Origin of the sequence: Paenibacillus yonginensis (assembly GCF_001685395.1) — a bacterium.
In the GTDB taxonomy this organism is placed as follows: domain Bacteria; phylum Bacillota; class Bacilli; order Paenibacillales; family Paenibacillaceae; genus Fontibacillus; species Fontibacillus yonginensis.
This window is the reverse complement of record NZ_CP014167.1, coordinates 1,534,180-1,554,964: the sequence shown is the minus strand read 5'-3', so window position 1 is coordinate 1,554,964 and position 20,785 is coordinate 1,534,180. Positions and strand designations below refer to the sequence as shown.

Annotated in this window: 17 protein-coding genes and 2 pseudogenes; 6 read left to right on the top strand and 13 right to left on the bottom strand. The window is 51.6% G+C overall.

Going from position 1 to position 20,785, the window contains the following annotated elements:
* The first annotated feature begins 28 nt into the window (after positions 1-28).
* The gene (locus AWM70_RS07125; protein WP_068700453.1) at positions 29-541 is read left to right on the top strand and encodes a Crp/Fnr family transcriptional regulator; all 513 of its coding nucleotides are present in this window, start codon (positions 29-31) and stop codon (positions 539-541) included.
* Positions 542-634: 93 nt separating this feature from the next.
* Here the strand turns inward: AWM70_RS07125 and AWM70_RS07120 are convergent, their stop codons facing one another.
* Positions 635-2,002 carry a DUF438 domain-containing protein gene (locus AWM70_RS07120; RefSeq protein ID WP_068695006.1) on the bottom strand — a complete coding sequence of 456 codons (1,368 nt, stop codon included), beginning with the start codon at positions 2,000-2,002 and terminating at the stop codon, positions 635-637.
* Between the two features lie 163 nt (positions 2,003-2,165).
* Here AWM70_RS07120 and AWM70_RS07115 point away from each other — a divergent pair, with 163 nt between their 5' ends.
* Positions 2,166-2,489, top strand: coding sequence for a cupin domain-containing protein (locus AWM70_RS07115; protein WP_068695004.1), 324 nt, complete (start codon positions 2,166-2,168; stop codon positions 2,487-2,489).
* Positions 2,490-2,576: 87 nt separating this feature from the next.
* Here AWM70_RS07115 and AWM70_RS07110 read toward each other — a convergent pair.
* The 3 genes and pseudogenes from AWM70_RS07110 to AWM70_RS07100 all read right to left on the bottom strand — a co-directional run bounded on the left by AWM70_RS07110 (position 2,577) and on the right by AWM70_RS07100 (position 4,992).
* Positions 2,577-3,033: pseudogene (locus AWM70_RS07110) on the bottom strand (GNAT family N-acetyltransferase).
* Between the two features lie 140 nt (positions 3,034-3,173).
* Complete coding sequence (locus AWM70_RS07105; protein WP_068695002.1) at positions 3,174-4,034, bottom strand: NAD-dependent epimerase/dehydratase family protein; 861 nt, start codon at positions 4,032-4,034, stop codon at positions 3,174-3,176.
* Between the two features lie 19 nt (positions 4,035-4,053).
* A complete protein-coding gene (locus AWM70_RS07100; protein WP_068695000.1) occupies positions 4,054-4,992 on the bottom strand; it encodes an aldo/keto reductase family protein in 939 nt (312 codons plus the stop codon).
* A 331-nt stretch (positions 4,993-5,323) separates the two neighbouring features.
* On the opposite strand from AWM70_RS07100, the gene AWM70_RS07095 reads away from it, so the two are divergent.
* Entirely contained in the window at positions 5,324-6,676 is a 1,353-nt protein-coding gene (locus AWM70_RS07095; protein ID WP_068694998.1) for an amino acid permease, read from the top strand.
* Positions 6,677-6,678: 2 nt separating this feature from the next.
* Here the strand turns inward: AWM70_RS07095 and AWM70_RS07090 are convergent, their stop codons facing one another.
* From AWM70_RS07090 to AWM70_RS07065, 6 genes are all read right to left on the bottom strand, one after another.
* A complete protein-coding gene (locus AWM70_RS07090; RefSeq protein WP_083180156.1) occupies positions 6,679-7,599 on the bottom strand; it encodes a DNA-3-methyladenine glycosylase family protein in 921 nt (306 codons plus the stop codon).
* Positions 7,565-8,119: a methylated-DNA--[protein]-cysteine S-methyltransferase gene (locus AWM70_RS07085; RefSeq protein ID WP_068694996.1), complete on the bottom strand. Its 555-nt coding sequence runs from the start codon at positions 8,117-8,119 to the stop codon at positions 7,565-7,567. The genes AWM70_RS07090 and AWM70_RS07085 overlap by 35 nt, the downstream gene beginning before the upstream one ends.
* Positions 8,116-8,697 carry a bifunctional transcriptional activator/DNA repair enzyme AdaA gene (locus AWM70_RS07080; protein ID WP_068694994.1) on the bottom strand — a complete coding sequence of 194 codons (582 nt, stop codon included), beginning with the start codon at positions 8,695-8,697 and terminating at the stop codon, positions 8,116-8,118. Before AWM70_RS07080 ends, AWM70_RS07085 begins: the two co-directional genes overlap by 4 nt.
* Before the next feature lie 172 nt (positions 8,698-8,869).
* A complete protein-coding gene (locus AWM70_RS07075) occupies positions 8,870-9,292 on the bottom strand; it encodes a hypothetical protein (RefSeq protein WP_068694992.1) in 423 nt (140 codons plus the stop codon).
* Positions 9,292-10,080 carry a hypothetical protein gene (locus AWM70_RS07070; protein WP_068694990.1) on the bottom strand — a complete coding sequence of 263 codons (789 nt, stop codon included), beginning with the start codon at positions 10,078-10,080 and terminating at the stop codon, positions 9,292-9,294. The genes AWM70_RS07075 and AWM70_RS07070 overlap by 1 nt, the downstream gene beginning before the upstream one ends.
* A gap of 187 nt (positions 10,081-10,267) precedes the next feature.
* Entirely contained in the window at positions 10,268-11,011 is a 744-nt protein-coding gene (locus tag AWM70_RS07065) for a ThuA domain-containing protein (protein WP_068694988.1), read from the bottom strand.
* Between the two features lie 265 nt (positions 11,012-11,276).
* Between AWM70_RS07065 and AWM70_RS07060 the strand changes: the two genes are divergently transcribed.
* Positions 11,277-12,881, top strand: coding sequence for a gamma-glutamyltransferase family protein (locus AWM70_RS07060; RefSeq protein ID WP_068694986.1), 1,605 nt, complete (start codon positions 11,277-11,279; stop codon positions 12,879-12,881).
* Between the two features lie 142 nt (positions 12,882-13,023).
* On the opposite strand, the gene AWM70_RS07055 is transcribed toward AWM70_RS07060, so the two are convergent.
* The 3 genes from AWM70_RS07055 to AWM70_RS07045 all read right to left on the bottom strand — a co-directional run bounded on the left by AWM70_RS07055 (position 13,024) and on the right by AWM70_RS07045 (position 18,951).
* Complete coding sequence (locus tag AWM70_RS07055) at positions 13,024-13,920, bottom strand: TolB family protein (RefSeq protein WP_068694984.1); 897 nt, start codon at positions 13,918-13,920, stop codon at positions 13,024-13,026.
* Between the two features lie 147 nt (positions 13,921-14,067).
* On the bottom strand, positions 14,068-15,336 hold the full coding sequence (locus AWM70_RS07050) for a winged helix-turn-helix domain-containing protein (RefSeq protein WP_068694982.1): 1,269 nt from the start codon (positions 15,334-15,336) through the stop codon (positions 14,068-14,070).
* 162 nt (positions 15,337-15,498) lie between these two features.
* Positions 15,499-18,951, bottom strand: a complete 3,453-nt coding sequence (locus tag AWM70_RS07045; RefSeq protein ID WP_068694980.1) for a discoidin domain-containing protein — start codon at positions 18,949-18,951, stop codon at positions 15,499-15,501.
* A 278-nt stretch (positions 18,952-19,229) separates the two neighbouring features.
* Between AWM70_RS07045 and AWM70_RS22630 the strand changes: the two are divergent.
* A pseudogene (locus tag AWM70_RS22630) lies at positions 19,230-20,114 on the top strand (IS1595 family transposase); the annotation flags it as partial.
* A gap of 80 nt (positions 20,115-20,194) precedes the next feature.
* A complete protein-coding gene (locus AWM70_RS07035; protein WP_068694978.1) occupies positions 20,195-20,593 on the top strand; it encodes a VOC family protein in 399 nt (132 codons plus the stop codon).
* Positions 20,594-20,785 lie beyond the last annotated feature (192 nt).

The window sequence follows — 20,785 nt, the reverse complement described above, 5'->3', positions numbered from 1 at the left end:
CCTATCTTATTTTACAGGAGGCCCTATGATCCAATTACATAAAGGCGAAATCCTATTTCGACAAGGCGAGTCAGGTCCATTATTCCAATTGAAGAGCGGAATGCTGAAAATTGTCCGCGTCCATGAGGACGGTTCGGAATTTCTGGTAAACGTCATTGTGCCGGGTGAAACCATTCCGCACCATTCCTTAATCAGCCCTAATCCCTACTACGGGACAGCCGTTGCACTTATTCCATGTGAAGTGGAGAGAATTCCAAGCAGCGAATGGTATCAGCAGCTGGAGCAGAATCCGGAGCGTTACCGCACCATTGCTCTCCAGCTCCAGGACAAACTGCGCATGATGCAGCAGCGAATCGACCAGCTGACCGAAATATCGCCGGCCGATAAGCTGGCTCAGCTGCAGTCCTGGCTTCACACGTTTATTCAGCCGGCTTCCCTCACCGATATTCTGACCCAAAGTGAAATCGGGCAGCTGATCGGCTTAAGGAGAGAAACCATAAACCGGCTGCTTAAAATTCAAACGCGCCAAGGCGGCCGTTAATCGGGCGAACCACGGCCGCCTTGCTTGGCGATGGCATCAACGATGCTCCGGCACTCGCGGTGGCCGGCATTGAGATCTGCCTCTTTAATCAAATCAAGAAAGAATTCGTTTCTGTCCTTCCAACTCCCGGATCGGGTGGATATTTTGGGTGAATTCGAGCGTTCCCAGATATTTGCCCGCTTCATCTCTAACGGCGAAATAACGAATGTATACAAATTTATCCTTGAACGGAATCCAGAAATCCTCCACGTCTTTGGCGCCGGATTTGAAGTCTTCCAGCAGTTTGTTCACAATATGCACGCTTTGAGGCGGATGACAGTTCTGTACGGTACGGCCAATGACCGCTTTGGTCCGGGCAAAGATACGTTCCTTGCCGTGCGAGAAATAACGGACAACGTCCTGATCGTCAATAAAGGTTAAATCCACCGGCAAATGGTTAAGCATCGTCTCAAGCTGGGTTAAGGACAGCACCCCTGTAGCCATGCGTATCAGGCCTTGGGAAATGGCCCCTGCATCCGAGCTTTTTTCCAAGCGTTCTGTCGCGTGTTTCACCGAGTGTCCTGACGAATGTTCTCTCGAACGTTCTTCCAGCTGTTCTTCCGGAGACTTTTCAGACGCTGCCCCTGGTTGTTCCTGCTCCCCTGCCTCAAAGGGTTCCGGGGCACGTTCCGGAATCCACCGCTGCTCCGGTGAAATAAGGCAGTACCCGATTTCTTCGGTTTCGGCAGCGATTTGAACCCACTCATCTTCCGTTAATTTCTCAAGAGCCATCGGCAGTAAAATATGTTCCTCCTTAAAGATCATGTCGGTCACTTCGTTCATCACCCGGTCCAGCAGCCCAAGCAAGCCTTCACGATCTCCGTTATAGTCTGTCAGCTTGGCTTTCAGCTCCTTGATGCCCAGACGAATTCCGTCATCTACTCCCCACATCACTTGGGTTGGTCCATGAATGCCGTACTTCTCAAGAAAAGGAAACAGCAGATTCTCTTTACGGCTGTAATGCTTATCCACATCGTAAAGCAGTCCGAGGTCAGCGAGCAGCTTGAGGCGGTTTTGCTCGTTATCGTCTTCCCGGAACCGCCCGGCATGCAGTGAAATCGTAAAGCGGACAAGCCGGTCGATTTCCTGATTTTCCATCTTGAACACATGGACAGGGTGACCCGGCTGTTCCTCCGGTTTAGCGGATCTATGGACTTCCTGAATAGAACCTTTAAATACGGCCGCATGAACGCTGCACAGCCGCTGCACCTCTTCTACCGGGATGCCCTCTTCCTCCATCAGAGATTGTTCCAAGGCTGAAATTTCAGCGACCGAAATGTCCCCTGCAGCTTGGTGAAAACGGTCTTGAACCTCTTCCACACTGGTTCCGTTATGCAATTCTTTGATGATCTCTTTTAGGGCGGCCAGCCGTTCGGCATTGGCTTCTTTGTAATGTTCCCGGTTGTTAATCAACTCGCTCATGGACGTTCCCCTCCTGATTTCCAACCCTTGTCTAAAAAGGTTGGCTTGGCTTGCTTCCAAATTACCATCGCCAAACTGCCAACTTTGTGATCATAATCACAATTTGAAGTGCGGCAGGAACGTACGATATAAGCACAGGAATAAGCAAAGGAGTGTAAAACCTATGGATATCCAACATTTTTCGGCCGGGCCCCATCCTCATCCCTACCCAAACAGCCCGTTCACCAAAAAGATCCTGTTTCAAGAACCGGGACGTGTGGTGTTTGTACTGACTTTCGACCCGGGGCAGCAGCTGCCCGTTCATAAACATCCGGGAGCTTGTCTTTACGCCACGCTGCTGGAAGGAGCCGGGACGGTATACGCAGACGGGCAAGGCGTCGAGATCGCTCATGGACAGGCCATTCGGGTATCGGGAGAAGAGGAATTCTCTTACCGGAGTAGAGAACATTCGAAATCCGTGTTATACGTGACATTAATTCAGTCCTAGTTAAGCGGGCCAGAAAGACAAAAAAGGAGCATCCTGGCTTACGTCAGGTATGCTCCCTCACTCTTATTCGGCTTGCAACACTCTAAATTAAATTTCCTTGGTCATAAATGCGCTGTTCGGATCGTCAGTATAATGGGCGAACGGTTCGCAGTAACCAAATCCCAGCTTCTCATATAGCTTGCGCGCCGGTTCAAAAAAAAGCCATGGAACCGGTCTCCAGACTGAGCCGTTTGTAGCCTCTTTCGCGGGCCGCCTGAAGAATGTGGTTCAGCATCGCTTCCGCTACGCCCTTGCGCTTGTGGCCGGAAGAAGTCCTCATCGACTTGATTTCACCATGCCCGGCATCCAATTCCTTTAACGCCCCGCAGCCGAGCAGTTCGTTCCCCTCCCAAGCTGTCCAGAAGGTCATTTCCGGCTTTCTCAAGCCTTCAAGATCAAGCGCATGTACGCTTTCCGGCGGAGAAGTAGCAAACATATCCTGTAAATGCTCCTCCAGCAGCGCAATGACGGCCGCGCCGGTCAAATCATCCTTTTTAATCTCCAAGACAACTCAGCCCCTCACTATGTATTGCTCCTAGTATAGAGGTTCGAAGTGAAATGGACAATGTCTAAGACGGATAACCGGGCGCCGTTCACATTAAAGAACCCGATGGTATTCTACCTTTTCTCAATTTTACCTTTTCTTTATACCGATCTCTGTATCCCAACCTCTTCGCGCCACTTGTGCGTCGGCTGCCAGCCAAGCAGCTTTTTCGCTTGTTCATTGCTGAGCAGGGTTTCATAACCCTCAAGCGGTGCCCGAATATCGGTTACGCCGGGATAACGGGCAGACATCAGTTCGCGGCTGCGAACATTCATGCTGGAATCATCCGACGCAATGTTTAAGGCAACGGCGCCAAGGCCATCCGTTTCAATTGCCAGCCTGCAGGCAACGGCGGCGTCGCGTGTATCAATGTAGCTCCAAAGAATCCGATCCCGTTCCTCAGGCTTATCAATAAAGGAAGGGAATCGTGCATACCATTCCGGAGGAATGACGTTGCCAAGGCGCAGCGATACGACCTGCATGCCGGTCCGCCGATGAAACATCTCCGCTGTTTTCTCGTTCACAACCTTGGACAATCCATAGCTGTCTTCCGGCAGCTGAGGATGTTTCTCGTCAATCGGCACATACTGCGGAGATGGAGGGTTGACCGCAAATACGATCCCATACGAGGATTCGCTCGAAGCGATAACTGCTTTGCGGATGCCAAGGCCAGCGGCCGCCTCTAGAATGTTATAGGTGGACATCACGTTGTTGCGGAAGGTCACCTCCGGCGTCCGGATATGCGCGGCCGGAATCGCAGCCAGGTGAACGACCGCGTCCGCACCGGCCAGTACGCTGTAGGTTTCGCCCAAGTTCTCCAAATCAGCGATCAGCGTAGGGCAAAGCTCTTCTTCAGGTCGGCGTGTATCCACGTTAAGCACCTCATAGCCCTGCTCTACAAAATGTTTGACGACCCAGCGGCCCAGCATGCCGCTGCCGCCGGTTATAACTACCTTTGCCACCCTTTTCTCCCCCTCTCGGCTAGTTCAAAATGTCCTCAATCCGCGCCAATACATCATCACTCAGCTCAACACCCGAGGCTTTGGCATTTTCCGCAACCTGCTCCGGACGACTTGCGCCGATCAAAGCGCTGGCCACGTTCGGCTGGCGCAGGATCCAGGCAAGCGCAAGCGTGCTGACGCTGATGCCGAGCTCCCCTGCCACAGCTTCAAGCCTGCGGACCTTCTCTAGCTTCTCCTCGGTGATTCCCTTGCGCATGCCCTCCAGCTTCGCTGCGCGGCTGTCCTGCGGAAGCTCCGAAACCGAAGTGTATTTGCCTGTCAGCAGGCCTTGCGCCAGCGGCGAGAAGACCACTTGTCCGATCCCGGAGCGTTCGCCAAGCGGAATGACCTCTTGCTCAATGTACCGGTTAAACATGTTGTAGATCGGCTGATTCACGACGATCCGGTCCAGCAGGTACCGATCGGCCAACGCAAGCGCTTCGGCCATTTGCGAAGCCTGCCATTCGCTAACGCCTACATAAAGCACCTTGCCCTGGCGGACGAGATCGTCAATCGCGCGCAGCGTTTCATGGAGTGGAGTCTCCTGGTCATAACGATGGCAGTAGAAGATATCCACATAATCATGGCCGAGCCGCTTCAGGCTTGCATTGGCCTGCTCGATGATGTGTTTGCGGGACAAACCTTTGTCATTGGGACCTTCGCCCATTTTCCCAAAAGCTTTGGTTGCCAGCACGTAGGATTCGCGTGGATATTCCTTGAGTGTCTTCCCGACCAGCTCCTCAGCAGCCCCTCTTTCATAAACGTTGGCTGTATCGAAGAAATTAATGCCCAGCTCATAAGCGGTTTTAATGGAATTAACCGCGTTCTCCCACTCTACATAACCCCCGTATGTAAGCCAGCTTCCCAAGCTGATTTCGCTCACCTTTAGGCCGCTGCCTCCGAGTCTTCTGTATTTCATCCGGCATTCCTCCTGTCATGGATTTGTTTGTCTCTCTAACGTTCTCATTTTCTAACCTTTGTTTTGTTACGCTTACATTTTATATAAGTTATGTCCGGTTTTGAAGAAGTGAAAAGATCTTCACTTAATTATATCCAAGATAGCTACTATACTTGAGTATACCCGTATCAAGACAAACGCCGTGAGGCAAATTGCAGCTTCCCCTCGCGCCTATACCCGCATCCGCCAAACCGACAGAACCTTATCCGGTAAAAGTCATATTGTTTTTAGTAAAGAGGTTGTATACTGGAAAATACTAAATAAAAGTTTGCTGTTTTGGCAGGAGGATGTTATGAGCAAAGAACCCCGCAATACACTTCAGAAGAAATTGCAGCCGCGGCATATTACCTTAATGGCTATGGGCGGTGTAATCGGAACGGGCATCTTTAAAGGCAGCGCCGAAACGATCGGGCTGGCCGGGCCGGGAGTTATCCTGACCTACATACTGGCAGGGCTTCTGCTGCTGGTGGTTATGGGCGCCATGACCGAGATGGCGACGGTATATCCGGGCCGGAACATGAAAGATTTTGTACGGGAAGCGTTTGGGGAACGAACCTCGTTTATATTAGGCTGGCTTTACTGCTTTATGTGGCTGGCTGTATGTGTCATTGAAATCATAGCGGCCGGCAGCTTTCTGCAATATTGGCTTCCTTCCGTCCCTTTGTGGGTTCTCAGCCTGGCCTGCGCCGCGCTGATCATTATGATCAATATGATGAGCGTGAACAGCTTTGGCGAGGTGGAGTTCTGGCTGGCCGGAATCAAAATTGCCATGATCGTTCTGTTTGTCGTTCTTGGCATATTGGTTCTCTTTGGTGTCATTCGGGGAACCGGGGATGCTGCGGCTCCGGGTCTGCACCATTTGACCGCACATGGCGGTTTTCTTCCAAATGGCTGGACGGCCATTTTCTCCGCCCTGCTGGTCGTAACGTTCTCTTACGGCGGGTCTGAGCTGATCGGCCTTACGCTGAGCGAAACCGAAAACGCGGACAAAATCCTTCCGCGTCTTGTAAGCAGCTTTATTCTTCGCGTTATTCTGTTCTACACGCTCCCGATCCTGGTCATTTGCGCCTTGATTCCGTGGAACGAGCTGAGCGGCACCAGCAGTCCTTTTGTCCAGGTGCTGAATTATACCGGTCTGAAGGGTTCGGCGCATGTCATGAATTTCATTCTTGTAACCGCTGTGCTGTCGGCGGCTAACTCCGGTGTATACGGGGCCACCCGGATGCTGCATGCGATGGCCGCTGCCGGGGAGGCTCCTTCCGCGCTGGCACAGGTTTCGAAACGCGGCGTTCCGTATCAAACCTTGAAGCTGGTTTCGGTGCTTCTGGTTGCCGGTGCCCTGCTTGGCTTCTTCGCCCAGGACCAGCTCTTCCGGGTGCTGATGGCAGTGCCGGGATTTGTAGTTCTGCTCGTGTGGATGACGTTCTGCCTCGCGCAGCTTAAGCTGCGCAAGGTTTATCCTGTCCAGCCGACCTTCAGGCTGTGGGGGGCCCCATATATCAACTTTGCGGCCGTGGCTTGCCTTGGCATAATCGCGCTGCTGTTCTTGTTTGATGCGCAGAACCGCCTAAGCATCAGCGTTTGTCTCATGGTCCTCCTTATACTGATCGTCAGCGCGTTCCGGAAATTCCGCAGCAAGAGCTAAAGCTAATATAAGGTTCGCCATAAATAAAAGGTCGCGTAAGCCTCCCACCCCTTCCAAGGGAGGAAGAGCTCGCGGAGACAAGCTTCGTCAGGCTTGACCGCGAGCCCTGCCGCCGACTTGACGGCATTGCGCAGACCCGCATCCCCAATCGGGAACGCCCCTGAATCTCCCAGACACCGCATCCGGACATAGTGGGACGTCCAGGGGCCAACCCCCTTGATGCGCTGAAGCCTCTCTCCCATCTGCTCATAATCCCCAAGTCCAAGCAGCATCTCCCGGTTTAACTCTCCGCTCTCCATGCTCCGGGCAATTTCCAGCAGAGCTGCGCTTTTGGCGCGGGATACCTTCATAGCCCCCAACTCTTCCGGTGATGCAGCCAACAGCTGCTTTGGAGAAGGAAAGCTATAATAACGGGTGCCGTTCCAGTCCAACGCGCTCCCATAAGCATAGGTAACCCTTCTCTTAAGCGCATAAGCCAAAGACAAATGAATCTGCTGACCCAATACAGCCCAGCAAAGCGCCTCAAACAGATCGGGGATGCCTACGATCCGCAATCCGTAAAGCGATTTCACAACCTTGCTTAACAGGACATCCTCAGCGGCAAGCGAGTAGAAGGGTTCTAAATTCCGTTCCAAATCAAACCATTCGCGAACGTATTTCTCCACCATCTGCTGCTCGGAATCCTGTAAGGGACCTCCATGCAGAACTGCCGCCTGAATCCGGCGGCTGCCGTCATTGCTGAATTCGAGCAGCACGAGCCGGTCGCTGAGAACAAACAGCTTGCGTACCGCTTGTCCGTGAATCTCATAGAGGCATTCTTCTTCCGACCTTCCTAAATAATCAAGACAGTGGGCAAATTGAAAACCTTCAGGAACCGGAATATAGAAATCAGTGCCGGAAACGTTCGTGTCCTTTCGGTTCAACGGCTACCACTCCTTCCAGCTGCAGCAGCCGTTCCTTCATCGCCAGACCTCCTCGGTAACCGACCAAGGTCCTGTTCGAGCCGATCACGCGGTGGCATGGCACCAAAACCGGCAGCGGATTGGCGCCATTTGCCGTTCCAACTGCACGAACCGCTTGAGGCCGGCCGATGGAAGCAGCCAGCTCTCGGTAAGTCCAGACCGTACCGTAAGGAATCTGCTGCAGCTTGGACCAAACCTCCAATTGAAACGGCGTGCCGAATCCATCCAGCGGTACGGAATCGAAGGAGACCGGTTTGCCTTTAAAATAATCGTCCCATAACTCAAAGATTCCAAAACGCGTTATGGCTGCCCTGTTCTCCTCCAGCTCTGCTCCAGGTGCCAGACGTTTCAGCCAGCTGCTCCAGCGATCCGGGGAGTCCCCCGGATATAGAACTCGGCATATTCCCTGTTCTGTCGCAAGCAAGGTCCATGAATCCTCCCCCGGCTCAGTTTCTGCCCAATAAACCACAGATCTGCTCATCCTTGCCTGCCCCTTTCCTTATGTACGTTGCGGTATTCACTCGGCGTCATCCCTGTCTCCTGGCTGAACCAGGCTGTGAAATGGGAATGGCTGCGATATCCAACCGCCTTGGCGACGGCTGCAATCGTTCCGGCATCATCGCCGCTTTCAAGCCTTATTTTTGCTTCAGCTAACCGGAGCTCCTGCAGGTACACGGCAGGCGTGGAACCGGTGACCCGCTTATAAAGCCTCTGCAGGTGAAAAGGACTGATCGCAAGCATATCAGCAATCTCCTGAAGCGTAATAGGCCCGTTGATCCCTTGCTTCAGCAGCCTGTTCACTTCAGCCGCCAGCCGCTCATCCGGCGTTTGCCTGCCCGGCAGCTCCGGCCTGCAGCGTTTGCAGGGACGAAAGCCCGCATCGATCGCTTCTTGTACAGAAGTTGCAAATAGAATGTTTTGAGGAAAAGGTGTCCTTGCCCGGCAGGAGGGACGGCAGAAGATACGGGTGGTTTTAACGCAGGTATAATAAACGCCGTCATAGGTACTCTCTTTCCTGGCCACGGTCTCATAGATATGGTCGAACAATTCCTTGTGCATGTGCAACCTGATCACCTCCTGAAGCCAAGTATACCCTCAGGATACGTAAACTTAAAAGGTCTTTAGGCTACGAGAGCAAGATTCCGGCAAAGCCCAGGGATTGGAGGATTAGGGAGAGGAACAGACATAAAGCTTGTTATCTGGTTTTTGCTAGACCATACGCTCTATGATCTCACAAAATATCCTCTACAACGGAAATCTGATTTTCCTCGCAGGTGACTATTAAGATGACATCTCCCTTTTTGCCTTTGCGGATTTCGGTTTGGTTCTTATGCCTTTTCGCCAAATATATGACCCAGTTCACCAGGATTCCAAACGTAAATCCGGTTACCGCCCCGGCCAGCCCCCAGATAATAGGGCCTCCTGGCCAAACAAAACCTTTGCTTGCCCCTATGGTCGACAGCATAAAGGCAAACACCATTCCTTTATCAATAAATGAGAGTCCATCAGCCCGGTGAATGCTGTCCATGAGGCGGGGCTCCTGCTTGCGAAGATCAAGGGGCACGGCATAGATCTCCGTAATACCTTTCTCCTCAAGCTCCGAAATGGCGATTTCGAGGAGCGACGTATATTCGAAAGTAGCAAAAATCTGCATCAGCTCACCTTTTCTCCTACCGTAACATGTTTGCCCTGAGGCTGGTATTTCTGTAACAAGAACGTTTTCATTGCCGAATCAAATAGTTTGTTATTCTCTATCGTATTGGTATATGCATCGTAGATAGTAAAGAAATAGAACGATGGAAAATACAGCAGCCACTGGGCATTCAGAACCCGGTTGGAACTGGCAAGATCCCCGAGGATCAGGTAGTGAACGGCCAGAATAAAATGGGATTCCCACACCAGCACGATCGTTGTCACCAGGATAAAAACCGCCAGCACGATCCGATGAAGATACAGCTGACCTACACTCGGTACCCCCATAGACCATACAACCGATACCCAAGGCTTGCGTTTATCCAGGTAATTGACTTCGAGCGCACCGATACTGAATTCATTAAAGGGCGCATTTTCCCTTACCGCAAGGATGTACACCTTGTTCATATCCACAGCGGTCCGGTAGCTGTCCCAAATGGCGAATAAATAAACCGGTATATAGAGATAAGTAAAGTTAGGGTCCAACACCTCGCGTGCGGCCTGAAAGTTTCCGTTAAAAGTGAAGACCATGGCTTCATTCAGATGGATCTTTTGATTGATGAACATTTCCCAGAGAACAAGAACATAACCACGCAGGTATTTGTTAAGCAGCAGGTGACCAAAACCTGGAAAAGCCATAGACCAAAAGCCGATTGTATAAGGGTTTCTTTTATGCAGCTGAGTGGTTCCAAGAATGCTGACATGGGCTTTATAACGTCGGCTGCGCCATTTTTCACGGAAATTATCCATTTTCGCCTCCCAAACAAACCATTTTCTGGTAACTAAAGCTTGTCCATTATCCGGCCAAGTCATTCACCCAAGGATGAAAAAGCTCTTTCTGCACAAGCAGACAAAAAGAAGCCGCACGAACGCGGCTTCTTTTCTTCCCCGGCTTAAGGCCTCCTGCAAGCGGCTGAATCAGATCAACCCCAAATGCTCAAACATGCTCCGTGACTTTAAGGGCTTCAAGAGGCTCCACCCGGCCGTACGTAACCTTAGAACCGGCGACAGGAGCTGCCCAGCGGACCGCATTCGAAATGACCTTGATCACATCGGGATGGTGATAGGTCGGAAAGCTTTCATGTCCAGGACGGAAATAGAACAGCTTGCCTTTGCCCCGGCGGTAGCAGCAGCCGCTGCGGAACACTTCCCCGCCCTCGAACCAGGAAATGAAGACCAGTTCATCCGGTGCCGGAATTTCAAAACGTTCCCCATACATTTCCTCATGGGCAATTTCAATATATTCGCCTAATCCTGCGGCAATCGGATGATTCGGTTCTACGACCCACAACCGTTCCTTCTCGCCGGCTTCCCGCCATTTGAGCTGGCCGGTATGCGTGCCGAGCAGAGCTTCAAAGATTTTCGAAGCATGTGCGGAATGCAGCACGATCAGTCCCATGCCGTCCAGAACTCGATCTCTTACCTTCTGCACAATCTCATCCTTCACCTCGTGATGCGCCACATGCCCCCACCAGATCAGCACGTCCGTCTCAGCCAATACTTCATCCGTCAAACCGTGCTCAGGCTCATCCAGTGTCGCTGTACGTACCTCCAGCGTGCTGTCCTGCCCCAAATAGCCGCCGATCGCCTGATGAATCCCAGCCGGATAAATCTCTGCTACCTTGGCATCTTCCCGTTCATGGCGATATTCATTCCAAACCGTAACCTTTAATTTAGCCATTTCAAATTCCTCCATCCCTGTTGTACACGCTTAAGCCCTCTTGCTGAAAGCTTCTCATTCAGACATAACAACCGCACTTCCCAGTTATTTAGAAAGCGCTTCAATTTACTCCTTCCCCAGTATAGTGCATGCCGGACCAAACGGAAAGAGTGATTTGATACATTCTCAACTCCTTGCCGAAAGCGGCATAAAACGCCAGAATTTATACTGGATGTTTTGGAAGATTTCCTTCATAATCTAATGAAAAAAAGGGAGGTGCTTCCTTATGTTTGATTCGTATTACCAGCCTCACCCCGCTTACCGTAGACCTCTCTTTGCCCGTAACGGCATGGTTGCAGCCTCACAGCCTTTGGCTGCTCAGGCCGGCCTAGAGATTCTACGGAGCGGCGGCAATGCCATCGATGCGGCTATCGCGACAGCCGCAGCACTGACTGTTGTAGAGCCTAACGCTAACGGCATTGGCAGCGATGCTTTCGCTCTGGTGTGGACCCAAGGCAAGCTGCATGGATTAAATGCGAGCGGCCCCGCCCCAATGTCGATAACCAGAGAGGCCGTCAAAGCCGCCGGACATACGAAAATGCCCACGTTCGGCGCTTTGCCCGTCACCGTGCCGGGAACGCCGGGCGGCTGGGCGGAGCTGTCCCGCCGCTTCGGACGTCTGCCTTTAAGCGAGGTGCTGCAGCCGGCCATTGACTACGCAGAGAACGGGTTCCCCGTTTCGCCGACGGTCGCTTATTTTTGGGAGAAAGCTTATGCGCGTTTCCGGGATATTTTTACCGACAAGTGCTTTGAGCCCTGGTTTGCCACCTTCGCACCGGCAGGCCGTGCGCCCAGACCCGGGGAAATGTGGCGTTCTCCGGACCATGGCTCAACGCTGCGCCTGATCGGTGAAACGGGAGCGGAAGCTTTTTACAGAGGAGAGCTTGCGGAACGGATCGCAGGGTTCGTGCGCCAGGCCGGCGGTTATTTGCAGGCAAACGATTTGGCGGCCTACCAGCCGGAATGGGTGCAGCCGATCAGCACGGCCTACAGGGGTTATGACGTATGGGAAATCCCTCCGAACGGACAGGGGCTCGTCGCCCTGATGGCGCTCAACATCGCCAAAGGATTTGAATTCGGCGCCGATGAAGTGCAGAACTTCCACCGCCAGATTGAAGCGATGAAGCTGGCTTTCGCGGATGGCCAGAAATATATAACGGACAGCCGCCACATGAAGGCGGACATAACGCGCCTGCTGTCCGAGGAATACGGAGCCCGCCGCAGGGAGCTGATCGGCGCCAGTGCGCTCCAGCCCGAGGCCGGGGACCCGCATGCGAGCGGGACGGTGTATCTGGCGGCGGCCGACGGCGAAGGCAACATGATCTCTTTTATCCAAAGCAATTATATGGGCTTCGGTTCAGGACTGGTTGTGCCGGGAACCGGCATTGCCCTGCAGAACCGGGGCAGCGATTTCTCGCTTGAGGACGGACATGACAACCGGCTGGAGCCCGGCAAACGCACTTATCATACGATCATTCCCGGATTCCTGACGAGAAACGGCCAGGCCATCGGCCCGTTTGGCGTCATGGGCGGATACATGCAGCCCCAGGGCCATATGCAGGTAGTGATGAATACGATCGACTACGGCCTTCATCCCCAGGCCGCTTTGGATGCGCCAAGATGGCAGTGGACGGGCGGGAAAACGGTGCTTGTGGAACCAACCTTTCCCAACGCTACCGCGCAGGCGCTCGCCCGGCTCGGGCATGATATCCGGATTACGCTCGATTCCGGATCTTTCGGCCGCGGGCAAATCATCTGGCGGGACCCGGATACCGGTGTGTTTTGCGGGGGGACGGATTCCCGGACAGACGGCACGGTAGCCGCTTGGTAACAGTGAACGATGATTGAACAGTGGGCTGAAAGTGAAAAACCATCCTCCGCCCGAAAGGGACGGAAGATGGTTTTCTTTTTTCCGGGCCTTCCATGAGCCCATTTAGCCGAAACGAAACAGATCAAACACATGAATTTGCGGCTTATCCCCTCAATCGGTAGCTGACAAAAGCAATCTGCCGGCTTTCCGGGGACCACGAGTTGACATTGATTGTCCCTTGTCCTCCAAACAGGTCGGCCAAAACGCGGATGTTCCCGCCGTCATAGTCCATCATCCGAAGCTGGACCTGTTTGTTCGGCGGATGATCCGCCGGGTCGACATCCCCTTTGCGGTAAGCGATATAAACCACTTTGGTACCGTCAGGCGAAACATGTGGGAACCAATTGTTGCTGTCTTCCTCCATCACCTGCGTTTGTTCGCTGCCGTCCGGGTTCATCCGCCAAACCTGCATCAGCCCGGTCCGCGTGGAATTAAACCAAATATGCGCGCCGTCCGGCGAATATTCCGGCCCGTCGTCAAGACCTGGCGTATGCGTCAGCTGAGTCTCCACTCCGCCTTCGGCCGGGATCGTATAGATATTAAACACGCCGCCGCGTTCCGCGCAGTAAGCAAGCGTGCTGCCATCCGGCGACCAGCCGTGCAAATAACTTGGCGCCATTGCCGTGATCAGCTCCGGCTTTCCGCCGACCATCGGGAAAATATAAATTCTGGACTTGCCGTCCTCCTTGGTGTGATGACTGACCGCTACCCGCCGGTTATCCGGCGACAGGACATGATCGTTGTTGCAGCGGTTTGCAAAACCGGAGTTCATCCGGGTGCTCTCCCTTGTTTCCAAATCAAATTTAAACAGCGATCCGCCGCTGTTATAGATAAGCGTCCGCCCATCCCGGGTCCAGTTCGGCGCTTCGATCAGTTCCTCGAACTCGGCCAGCACCCCCCTTTCTCCGGTCTGTACGTCGATCGTCTCCAGTATGCTGGTGACGCCCCGGTCCTCAGGTTTATTAGGTTCGTCGATATTGGGTTCGTCGATTTTATTCATTCGGATAACGCTCCTTTCAGCTGCCTATAGCTTGGATTCAATCAGCATTTCTTCCCCCGCCCCGGGTTAGCCCCGGTAATGAATATGTACCTCGGTTCCTCCTCCATTTTCCGGCACCCTCATCATATTCAATATTCGAAAACGCTGTCAATCTTCGTTTGATTCGATGGCGGCTTGTTCGCCGATCTGCACGTTTTGAACCGTGAGCGTAAGAGCCCCGTGGACTTTGGCAAAACGTTCAAGCTCCTGCTCCACGCTTTGCCGGAGTTCGGATGTATAGTCAATTCCAGGATCGATCTGCAGCAGCCGAACGGTTAAATGCTGTTTTTTGGTGTCAAGCCGCGGATCCATCCGGCCGATCAGCCGGTCGCCGGCCAAAATCGGCATGGCGTAGTAGCCGTATTTCCGTTTGACGGCCGGCGTATAAATCTCCCAGCGGTATTCGAAGTCGAACAAGTCCTCCAAACGTTTCCGGCTCCATAACAAATTATCCAGCGGCGGAAGGAACCGGACGGGAGCGGGAAACCCATGCGAATCCTCTCGCTCTTCTGCCGCCTGATGAAACAGCAGACGGTTTAGATCAGCGGCTAGGATGTAGTAACCGCTTTTGACGCCCTCCACCTCCAGCTGAACAAGTTCGCCTTCTGCCTTCCTTCTGGCTAACGTCTCCCGGCGGTCTTTCGCCGTGAGGCGCTGCCATCCCAAACGGGGATCCGAGGGTTCGAAAACCCGGTAAGCCCGGAAATATTTTTGCAGCATGCCCTCAAGCGCTTCAGCCTCCGTAATCGTATCCGCAAGCCCCAGCCATTTGCCGGGAATGCTCCGGCGGGTTAAATCAAAGAGGCGCTGGTTGCCTTCACGGCCGACGATCTGAATTTCCGCCATGTCCATCAGCAGGTTGATCGCGTGGGAACTCGCTTTGGTTTTGGCCGTATTATCCCAATAACCCTGGACCTTCTGATCGGATTGAAAAGCTTTGGCAGGAAGCGGGCCTTCCTGCTCCAGCTTGCTCAAAACCTCGTCCGCAACCGGCCGGATCTCCTCGAGCCGGCTGTCAAGCTGACTGAAAATGCGCCTGCGAACCGGTTCAAAGACCGGATAATCCTCCATCGGGATCACGCACGCTGCATTTGCAAAATATTCGAACACGGCTCTATCCCGCAGAAGCTCGTTTAATAAGGACGGCTGATAGCCGGGAATCCGGGCGGCAAGCACCAAATGCTGATTGGGTTTGACAGCGGCCACCGGGTCAATTTGCACACATTCCAAATGACGCAGAACCTCTAACACCTTTTGATGCGTAGCGGCAGGTTGAGCCTCCTGATCGCCATCCGCCTCCACGCTCACGCTCGGCAAAAGCTGCGTCTCGAGCAGAAAACGCCTGAGCGCTTGTTTCGTAGTTTGAATCGGTTTCACATGAATTTCCTCCAAACAGATCCTAATCGCGAATCGGATGATAGGGTCTTTCAGTGCCTGCGGATTTAATAACCCGTCTTCCAACCAGTATCTCATTTGTGCCCAGAGAATAAAAGTTCAAAAAAAGAGGCCCGACCAAGTCGGACCCCTCTTTTCCAAATCTTAATTGTTGATCGTCAAGCCAAATCCGTTCTGGATGTAATACAGATCCGGATAAGCCACATTGCTGGTTACCAGACGATTAAACGTAGCCGCACCGTTGCCGGTGTAAGCGAAGATGGCCGCGCCGAGGTGCGGGCCGGAGAACCGGGAGGTGGTCACGCCGTCCAGACCGGTTCCGTTGATCGTGATGTTGTTGAACACAATGTTCTGGAAGCCGCCGCCATAGCCGAACTGAATGGCATCACGCTGGCTGTTGATGATATCGATGTTGGTAAACGTGACGTTCCGGATGGCGTCGTTAGAAGCTTCCAAATCAATCGCGCCGCGTTCGCCGTTATACAAGTCTTTGCTGGTACCGCAATTGACGATTGTATTATCGGAGAACAAAATGCCCGTATTGTTCTGGAAGTGGTAGCCCGGGAACACCGTATTCATGCGGATGCCGGAGCCGCCAACACAGTCACTAATGTAGTTGTGGTCCGCTTTGTGGCCGCTTCCGCCGAAGAAAGCGATGCCGCCTGCCCGCCAGTTGTTCTCAATCGTGTTATAAGAGAAGGTATTGTTCACGCCGGCAGGAGCGCCGTTGGTGTCACTCGTCCAGACAGCAAGAGCGTCATCCCCGTTGTTGCGGAGATTCGTATTCCTCACGGTAGAATTGCTGGTGCCCTGTGAAAAATTGACGCCGTCCGCCAGATTGTTGCGGATGCGGCTGTTCTCCACCGTCAAGCCGTTTGCGTAAATGGCCGGCGTATGCGCATAATCGCCAACCCACATGCCGCATTCGAAATGCTCCACCCAGACGTCATGGATAACGGAATTGGTGCCGAAATTGTCCATGAAACCTTTGTAGATGGCGTTTTGGCCGTAACGCGAACGCAGATTGGAGTTCATGTACACATTGCTGAAATCCAGCTTGCCGGAGATCCGGAGCGAAATGCCTCCGCCCGCTGCGTTAGGGTTGGTGAACTGCAGATTGGTATACCAAATGCCGGCTCCCGTAATCGTAATATTGTTGATCATGTTATTCGCTGAGCCAATCTCCCACATGCTCGAGAGATGGAAGGTGCCTTCCGGAATGTACAGGACTTTGCCTCCGGAGACGGCAGCGTTTACCGCCGCCTTAAACGCGGCCAAATCATCCTGGTTGTCATTCGCTACCGCGCCGAAATCGGTCACGGACACCGAGTTGGCCGGACGAGGCACAGGTGCAGGCAGCGGTTCGATTTCGAGGAAGTCGACCCCGTATTCGAGACTGTCCCCGTTATTTTTCTGGATGCGGATTTTATCGCCGGCTTTCAGTGCCGTATCCAGTTTAAAATGCACTTCGTCGAAGCGGAACAGCGGACGTCCGCCGCTTGGCGAGTCGGCCGGCATGTCACCCGAAAAGTACTGCCAGCTGTAATACGAAGTAAGCGACACTGTTTGGGCTTTGGTTCCATTAACGTAGACGTCGAGAGAACCGTTTTGCCCCATGCCGTCAGCCGTATCCGGCAGCGTAAATCTCATGGTTACGCCTGCTCCGCCTTGCCCCTGCTTCACGGTCCATTCGGCATAGGAACCGTTCGACGGCAAAGCAATGTAGCTTTGGCCTGAAGCTTCCGAAGCCGTCAAGGACTGGTCGAAGGTAGGTGCTGTCTTTAATACGGCGCCGCCGCCCCGGGTCGCATCTTCGGTGTCATAGCGGCTGTATGGCATGCTCGCTCCGCGGGCGCCGTAAACGACAAAATTGTTGGTCGTTGTGTTGTTCGATTGTTTTGAGCCCACTTCATTGGCATCCGCAGCGATTGTAGTTGTTACTGTATAGCTGCCGGTTTGCGCGGTCCAGCTGCCCGGTAGAGCCACATTAGCCGAAGCCCCGGCAGCAAGCGAACCGTTGTAAGAACCGGTGAATGTTTGAAGCGTTGCTCCGGAAGCATTTTTGAGGACAACCGTAATGCCGTGTGCCCCGCCCGCCGTCGCGATGGTTCCCTGATTCTTCAGGGTAACACTGAAGCTGACGGCATTTCCGGCCTGCGGTGTAGCAGGCGACCAGGCGACGGTTCCGATCAGGTCCGAGCTGGATATCGGAGCAATTACAAGCGAAGCTGGACTCGTATAGCTGTTATTGCTCTCATTCGTTTCGATCACGGCATTATTTTCGTCTACTTTAGCTGTGACGGAATAGGTGCCCGCGGTTTTGCTGCCCACATTCAAAGAAACCGTTGTGCTTGCCCCTGCGGCTAATCCCCCGACAGGCGATGAGCCGGCAAGCTCATTGTTCAAATAAAAGTTCACGCTCGTCGCCCCCGCCGCGTGGGTTCCGTTGTTCTTGACAACCGCGTTAAGCGTAAAAGAGTTGTTCTCAGCCGGAGAAGCCGGCGTCCAGGCCAATCCGGTGACCGTCAGATCCGGGTTGGCCGCCGGAGTGCCAAATACCTGAAACTCGGCGATTTGGCCTGCCGGAGCTCCTGTATTTGAACTGATATTCAGCTGCAGCCGTTTAACCGTAGCCGTTACCGGAATAGTGACCGAATTGCCGGAAGCCGGATCAAACGTGTAGGCTTTTTCCCCGACCAGGCTGCTGAAGCTCGTTGTGCTCTGATTGTGGCCAAGCACTTGAATGGTTTGGGTGCGCGAGGACCAAACCGGGTCTGGATTCAGCTTGAGCACAATTGAGGAAATATCATGGTTCGATCCAAGATCAAGCGTTAGCGTGCTTGGATTGCTTGCGCCCTCCCAATAAGTAGACAGGTTGTTGTCGTTGGCGTTGCTTTCCACATAATTTTGCGTGTGAGAAGAAGCTGTAATGGTTTTGCCTAGAGCCACATTCGACCCTGGACCTGGAGTTGGCGTTGGTTCGGGTGTTGGTGTTGGTGTTGGTGTTGGTGTCGGTGTTGGTGTCGGTGTTGGTGTTGGTGTCGGTGTCGGTGTCGGTGTCGGTGTCGGTGTTGGATCGGCTCCGTAAATCTCCAATTCGGAAAGCTGAGCAGCCGGCCAGCCTGTATTTCCAGTAAAAGTAAGCTTCACATAACGGGTATTAGCCGCCGAGAAATTTATGGTAACCGTATTGCCCGATTCCGGCGAGAAGACGTAGTCTGCGGAACCGACCAAAGTTGTATAACTTGAGCCATTGATACTGCCTTGCACAGAAAGGGTTTGTGTTCTTGTATTCCAGCCGCTTGCCGTTGGGAGCTTCAGAACGATCTGATCAATGCTTGCGGCAGCTCCAAGGTCGACTTGAATCCACTGCGGAAAGGCGTTATTCGCGCTTTCCCAATAAGTATTCTGGCTGCCGTCTTTAACGTTATCCGGACTATAGACGTCAGCCTGACCGCTGGCGGTAATCGTTTTGCCCAGAGTCAAATTAGACCCTCCTGCAGCAGATGCAGATGGAGTAAGCGGACCCGCATCAAGAAAGAAACCGGAGAACAACATGCTGATGACAAGCGATAAGGCGACAAATTTGTTGCGCATTATATTCCTCCTCAAAAACCGGGTTTTGGAATGAATAACGACCTCTATCTCGTTTTCTTCAACATTGTGTTAGCGGTTACATAATTCGATAGCCTTCCTCCTTTCCACTTCTTTCCTACCCATTATAGGGAATAGCGCCTTTTAGGGATGAGAGGCAATTCTACGGAAACTGTAGGCATTTCTAATGTAAAGGCTCTGTTAAAGCCTGTTGTTGATAATTTGATTCACAGGAACCTATGTTCTATAATGGGTTTAACTATATAAAAGTGGTGATGAACGTGAGAGCAACTGATATTCTTAAAACCATACAAAAACTAAATCCAGAAGAAAAGCACCGACTACGAGAGATTTAATTGATGCACTTACTGCATCTTCTTCGACAGGAACTGTTCTGCAAGAAATATCTGAACGCAAAAATAAGAGCGGTTATCATTGTCCTGACTGTGAATCAGAACATATCGTTCGGTATGGCACATACTCAACGAGTGTTGATGGTGATGAAGTAGAAAAGCAACGTTATCGCTGTAAAGCGTGTTAAAAGGACATTTACTGACCTCATAAATACTGCTCTATATCGAACACGCCATCTCAATCAATGGATTAAATTCATCGAATGTATGATAGAAGGGTATTCTCTGCGTAAATCTGCTAAATTAGTTGGAAATGTTACTCACGTTACATTGTTTTACTGGAGGCATAAACTCTTATCATCACTAAAACAAATGGAAATATCTAATTTTGAAGGTATCGTTGAAATGGACGAGACCTGTTTCCTATACTCAGAAAAAGGGCAAAGAAAGATAAAAGACAGAAAACCTTGTAAACGTGGAGGTTCTGCTAAGAAACGTGGCATAAGCAGCGAACAAGTATGTGTATTGGTCGCAAGAGACCGTGAAAAGATGACTTTTTCGCAGACGTTGGGAATGGGGCGATTAACAAAAGAACAGTTAGATAAAGCCATCGGACATAAACTTTCAAGCGAAAATGTATTATGCACCGATTCTTGGCGTGCCTTTAAAACATATGCTGCTGAAAAAGGGATGGATATTTATCAATTCAAGTCTGATGGTAAGGTTCGCACAAAGGGACTATTCCATATCCAGAACGTTAACAATTATCACCGGAGGCTTAAAGGAAGGATACAACGTTTTAATGGAGTTGCACAGGTTAGTAAAAGAATGGATATTATAATATAGGTTGAATTATAATTTAGAAAATAGATTCTAAAAGGAGTAGATTTATAATGGAAAAGGTCACACCATTTTTAATGTTTCAAGAGGGCAACGCAGAAGAGGCAATGAATTTTTACACATCTCTGATTGAGGATTCAGCAATTACAAATATTGTTCGATATGGTGCAAATGAAAGTGGGGATGAAGGAACTGTTATGCAGGCTACTTTCACCTTAAAAGGTCAAGAATTTATGTGCATAGACAGCAATATTAAACATCAGTTCTCCTTCACACCTTCATTCTCAATATTTGTTACTTGTAATACTGAAGAAGAACTTGACAATCTTTATCAGAAACTCATTGAAGGTGGACAAGCACTTATGCCAATAGGAGATTATGGATTCAGTAAGAAATTTGGCTGGCTAAATGACCGTTATGGAGTTTCGTGGCAACTAAATTTACCTAAATAATATGAAGAACTTAATATCCTATTCATACCAATAAAAAAAAAGCATAAATTGTTCAACTAACGGGTGCGATAGTTTAATAAGCAAATATTACAAAATAGAACTACCATTAATTAGGAAGTTCTATTTTTTATAAGTAATACTAACAATTAACTTTAACAGAGCCAATGTAAAAAAAAGAAAACCCGCCAGTTG

Excerpts from the sequence above, each read along its gene's own strand:
- AWM70_RS07095 (WP_068694998.1), top strand. The coding sequence starts at position 5,324 with ATGAGCAAAGAACCCCGCAATACACTTCAGAAGAAATTGCAGCCGCGG.
- AWM70_RS07045 (WP_068694980.1), bottom strand. The coding sequence starts at position 18,951 with ATGCGCAACAAATTTGTCGCCTTATCGCTTGTCATCAGCATGTTGTTC.
- AWM70_RS07035 (WP_068694978.1), top strand. The coding sequence starts at position 20,195 with ATGGAAAAGGTCACACCATTTTTAATGTTTCAAGAGGGCAACGCAGAA.
- AWM70_RS07100 (WP_068695000.1), bottom strand. The coding sequence starts at position 4,992 with ATGAAATACAGAAGACTCGGAGGCAGCGGCCTAAAGGTGAGCGAAATC.
- AWM70_RS07065 (WP_068694988.1), bottom strand. The coding sequence starts at position 11,011 with ATGGCTAAATTAAAGGTTACGGTTTGGAATGAATATCGCCATGAACGG.
- AWM70_RS07085 (WP_068694996.1), bottom strand. The coding sequence starts at position 8,119 with ATGAGCAGATCTGTGGTTTATTGGGCAGAAACTGAGCCGGGGGAGGAT.
- AWM70_RS07055 (WP_068694984.1), bottom strand. The coding sequence starts at position 13,920 with ATGAATAAAATCGACGAACCCAATATCGACGAACCTAATAAACCTGAG.
- AWM70_RS07060 (WP_068694986.1), top strand. The coding sequence starts at position 11,277 with ATGTTTGATTCGTATTACCAGCCTCACCCCGCTTACCGTAGACCTCTC.
- AWM70_RS07070 (WP_068694990.1), bottom strand. The coding sequence starts at position 10,080 with ATGGATAATTTCCGTGAAAAATGGCGCAGCCGACGTTATAAAGCCCAT.
- AWM70_RS07115 (WP_068695004.1), top strand. The coding sequence starts at position 2,166 with ATGGATATCCAACATTTTTCGGCCGGGCCCCATCCTCATCCCTACCCA.
- AWM70_RS07075 (WP_068694992.1), bottom strand. The coding sequence starts at position 9,292 with ATGCAGATTTTTGCTACTTTCGAATATACGTCGCTCCTCGAAATCGCC.
- AWM70_RS07080 (WP_068694994.1), bottom strand. The coding sequence starts at position 8,697 with ATGCACAAGGAATTGTTCGACCATATCTATGAGACCGTGGCCAGGAAA.
- AWM70_RS07120 (WP_068695006.1), bottom strand. The coding sequence starts at position 2,002 with ATGAGCGAGTTGATTAACAACCGGGAACATTACAAAGAAGCCAATGCC.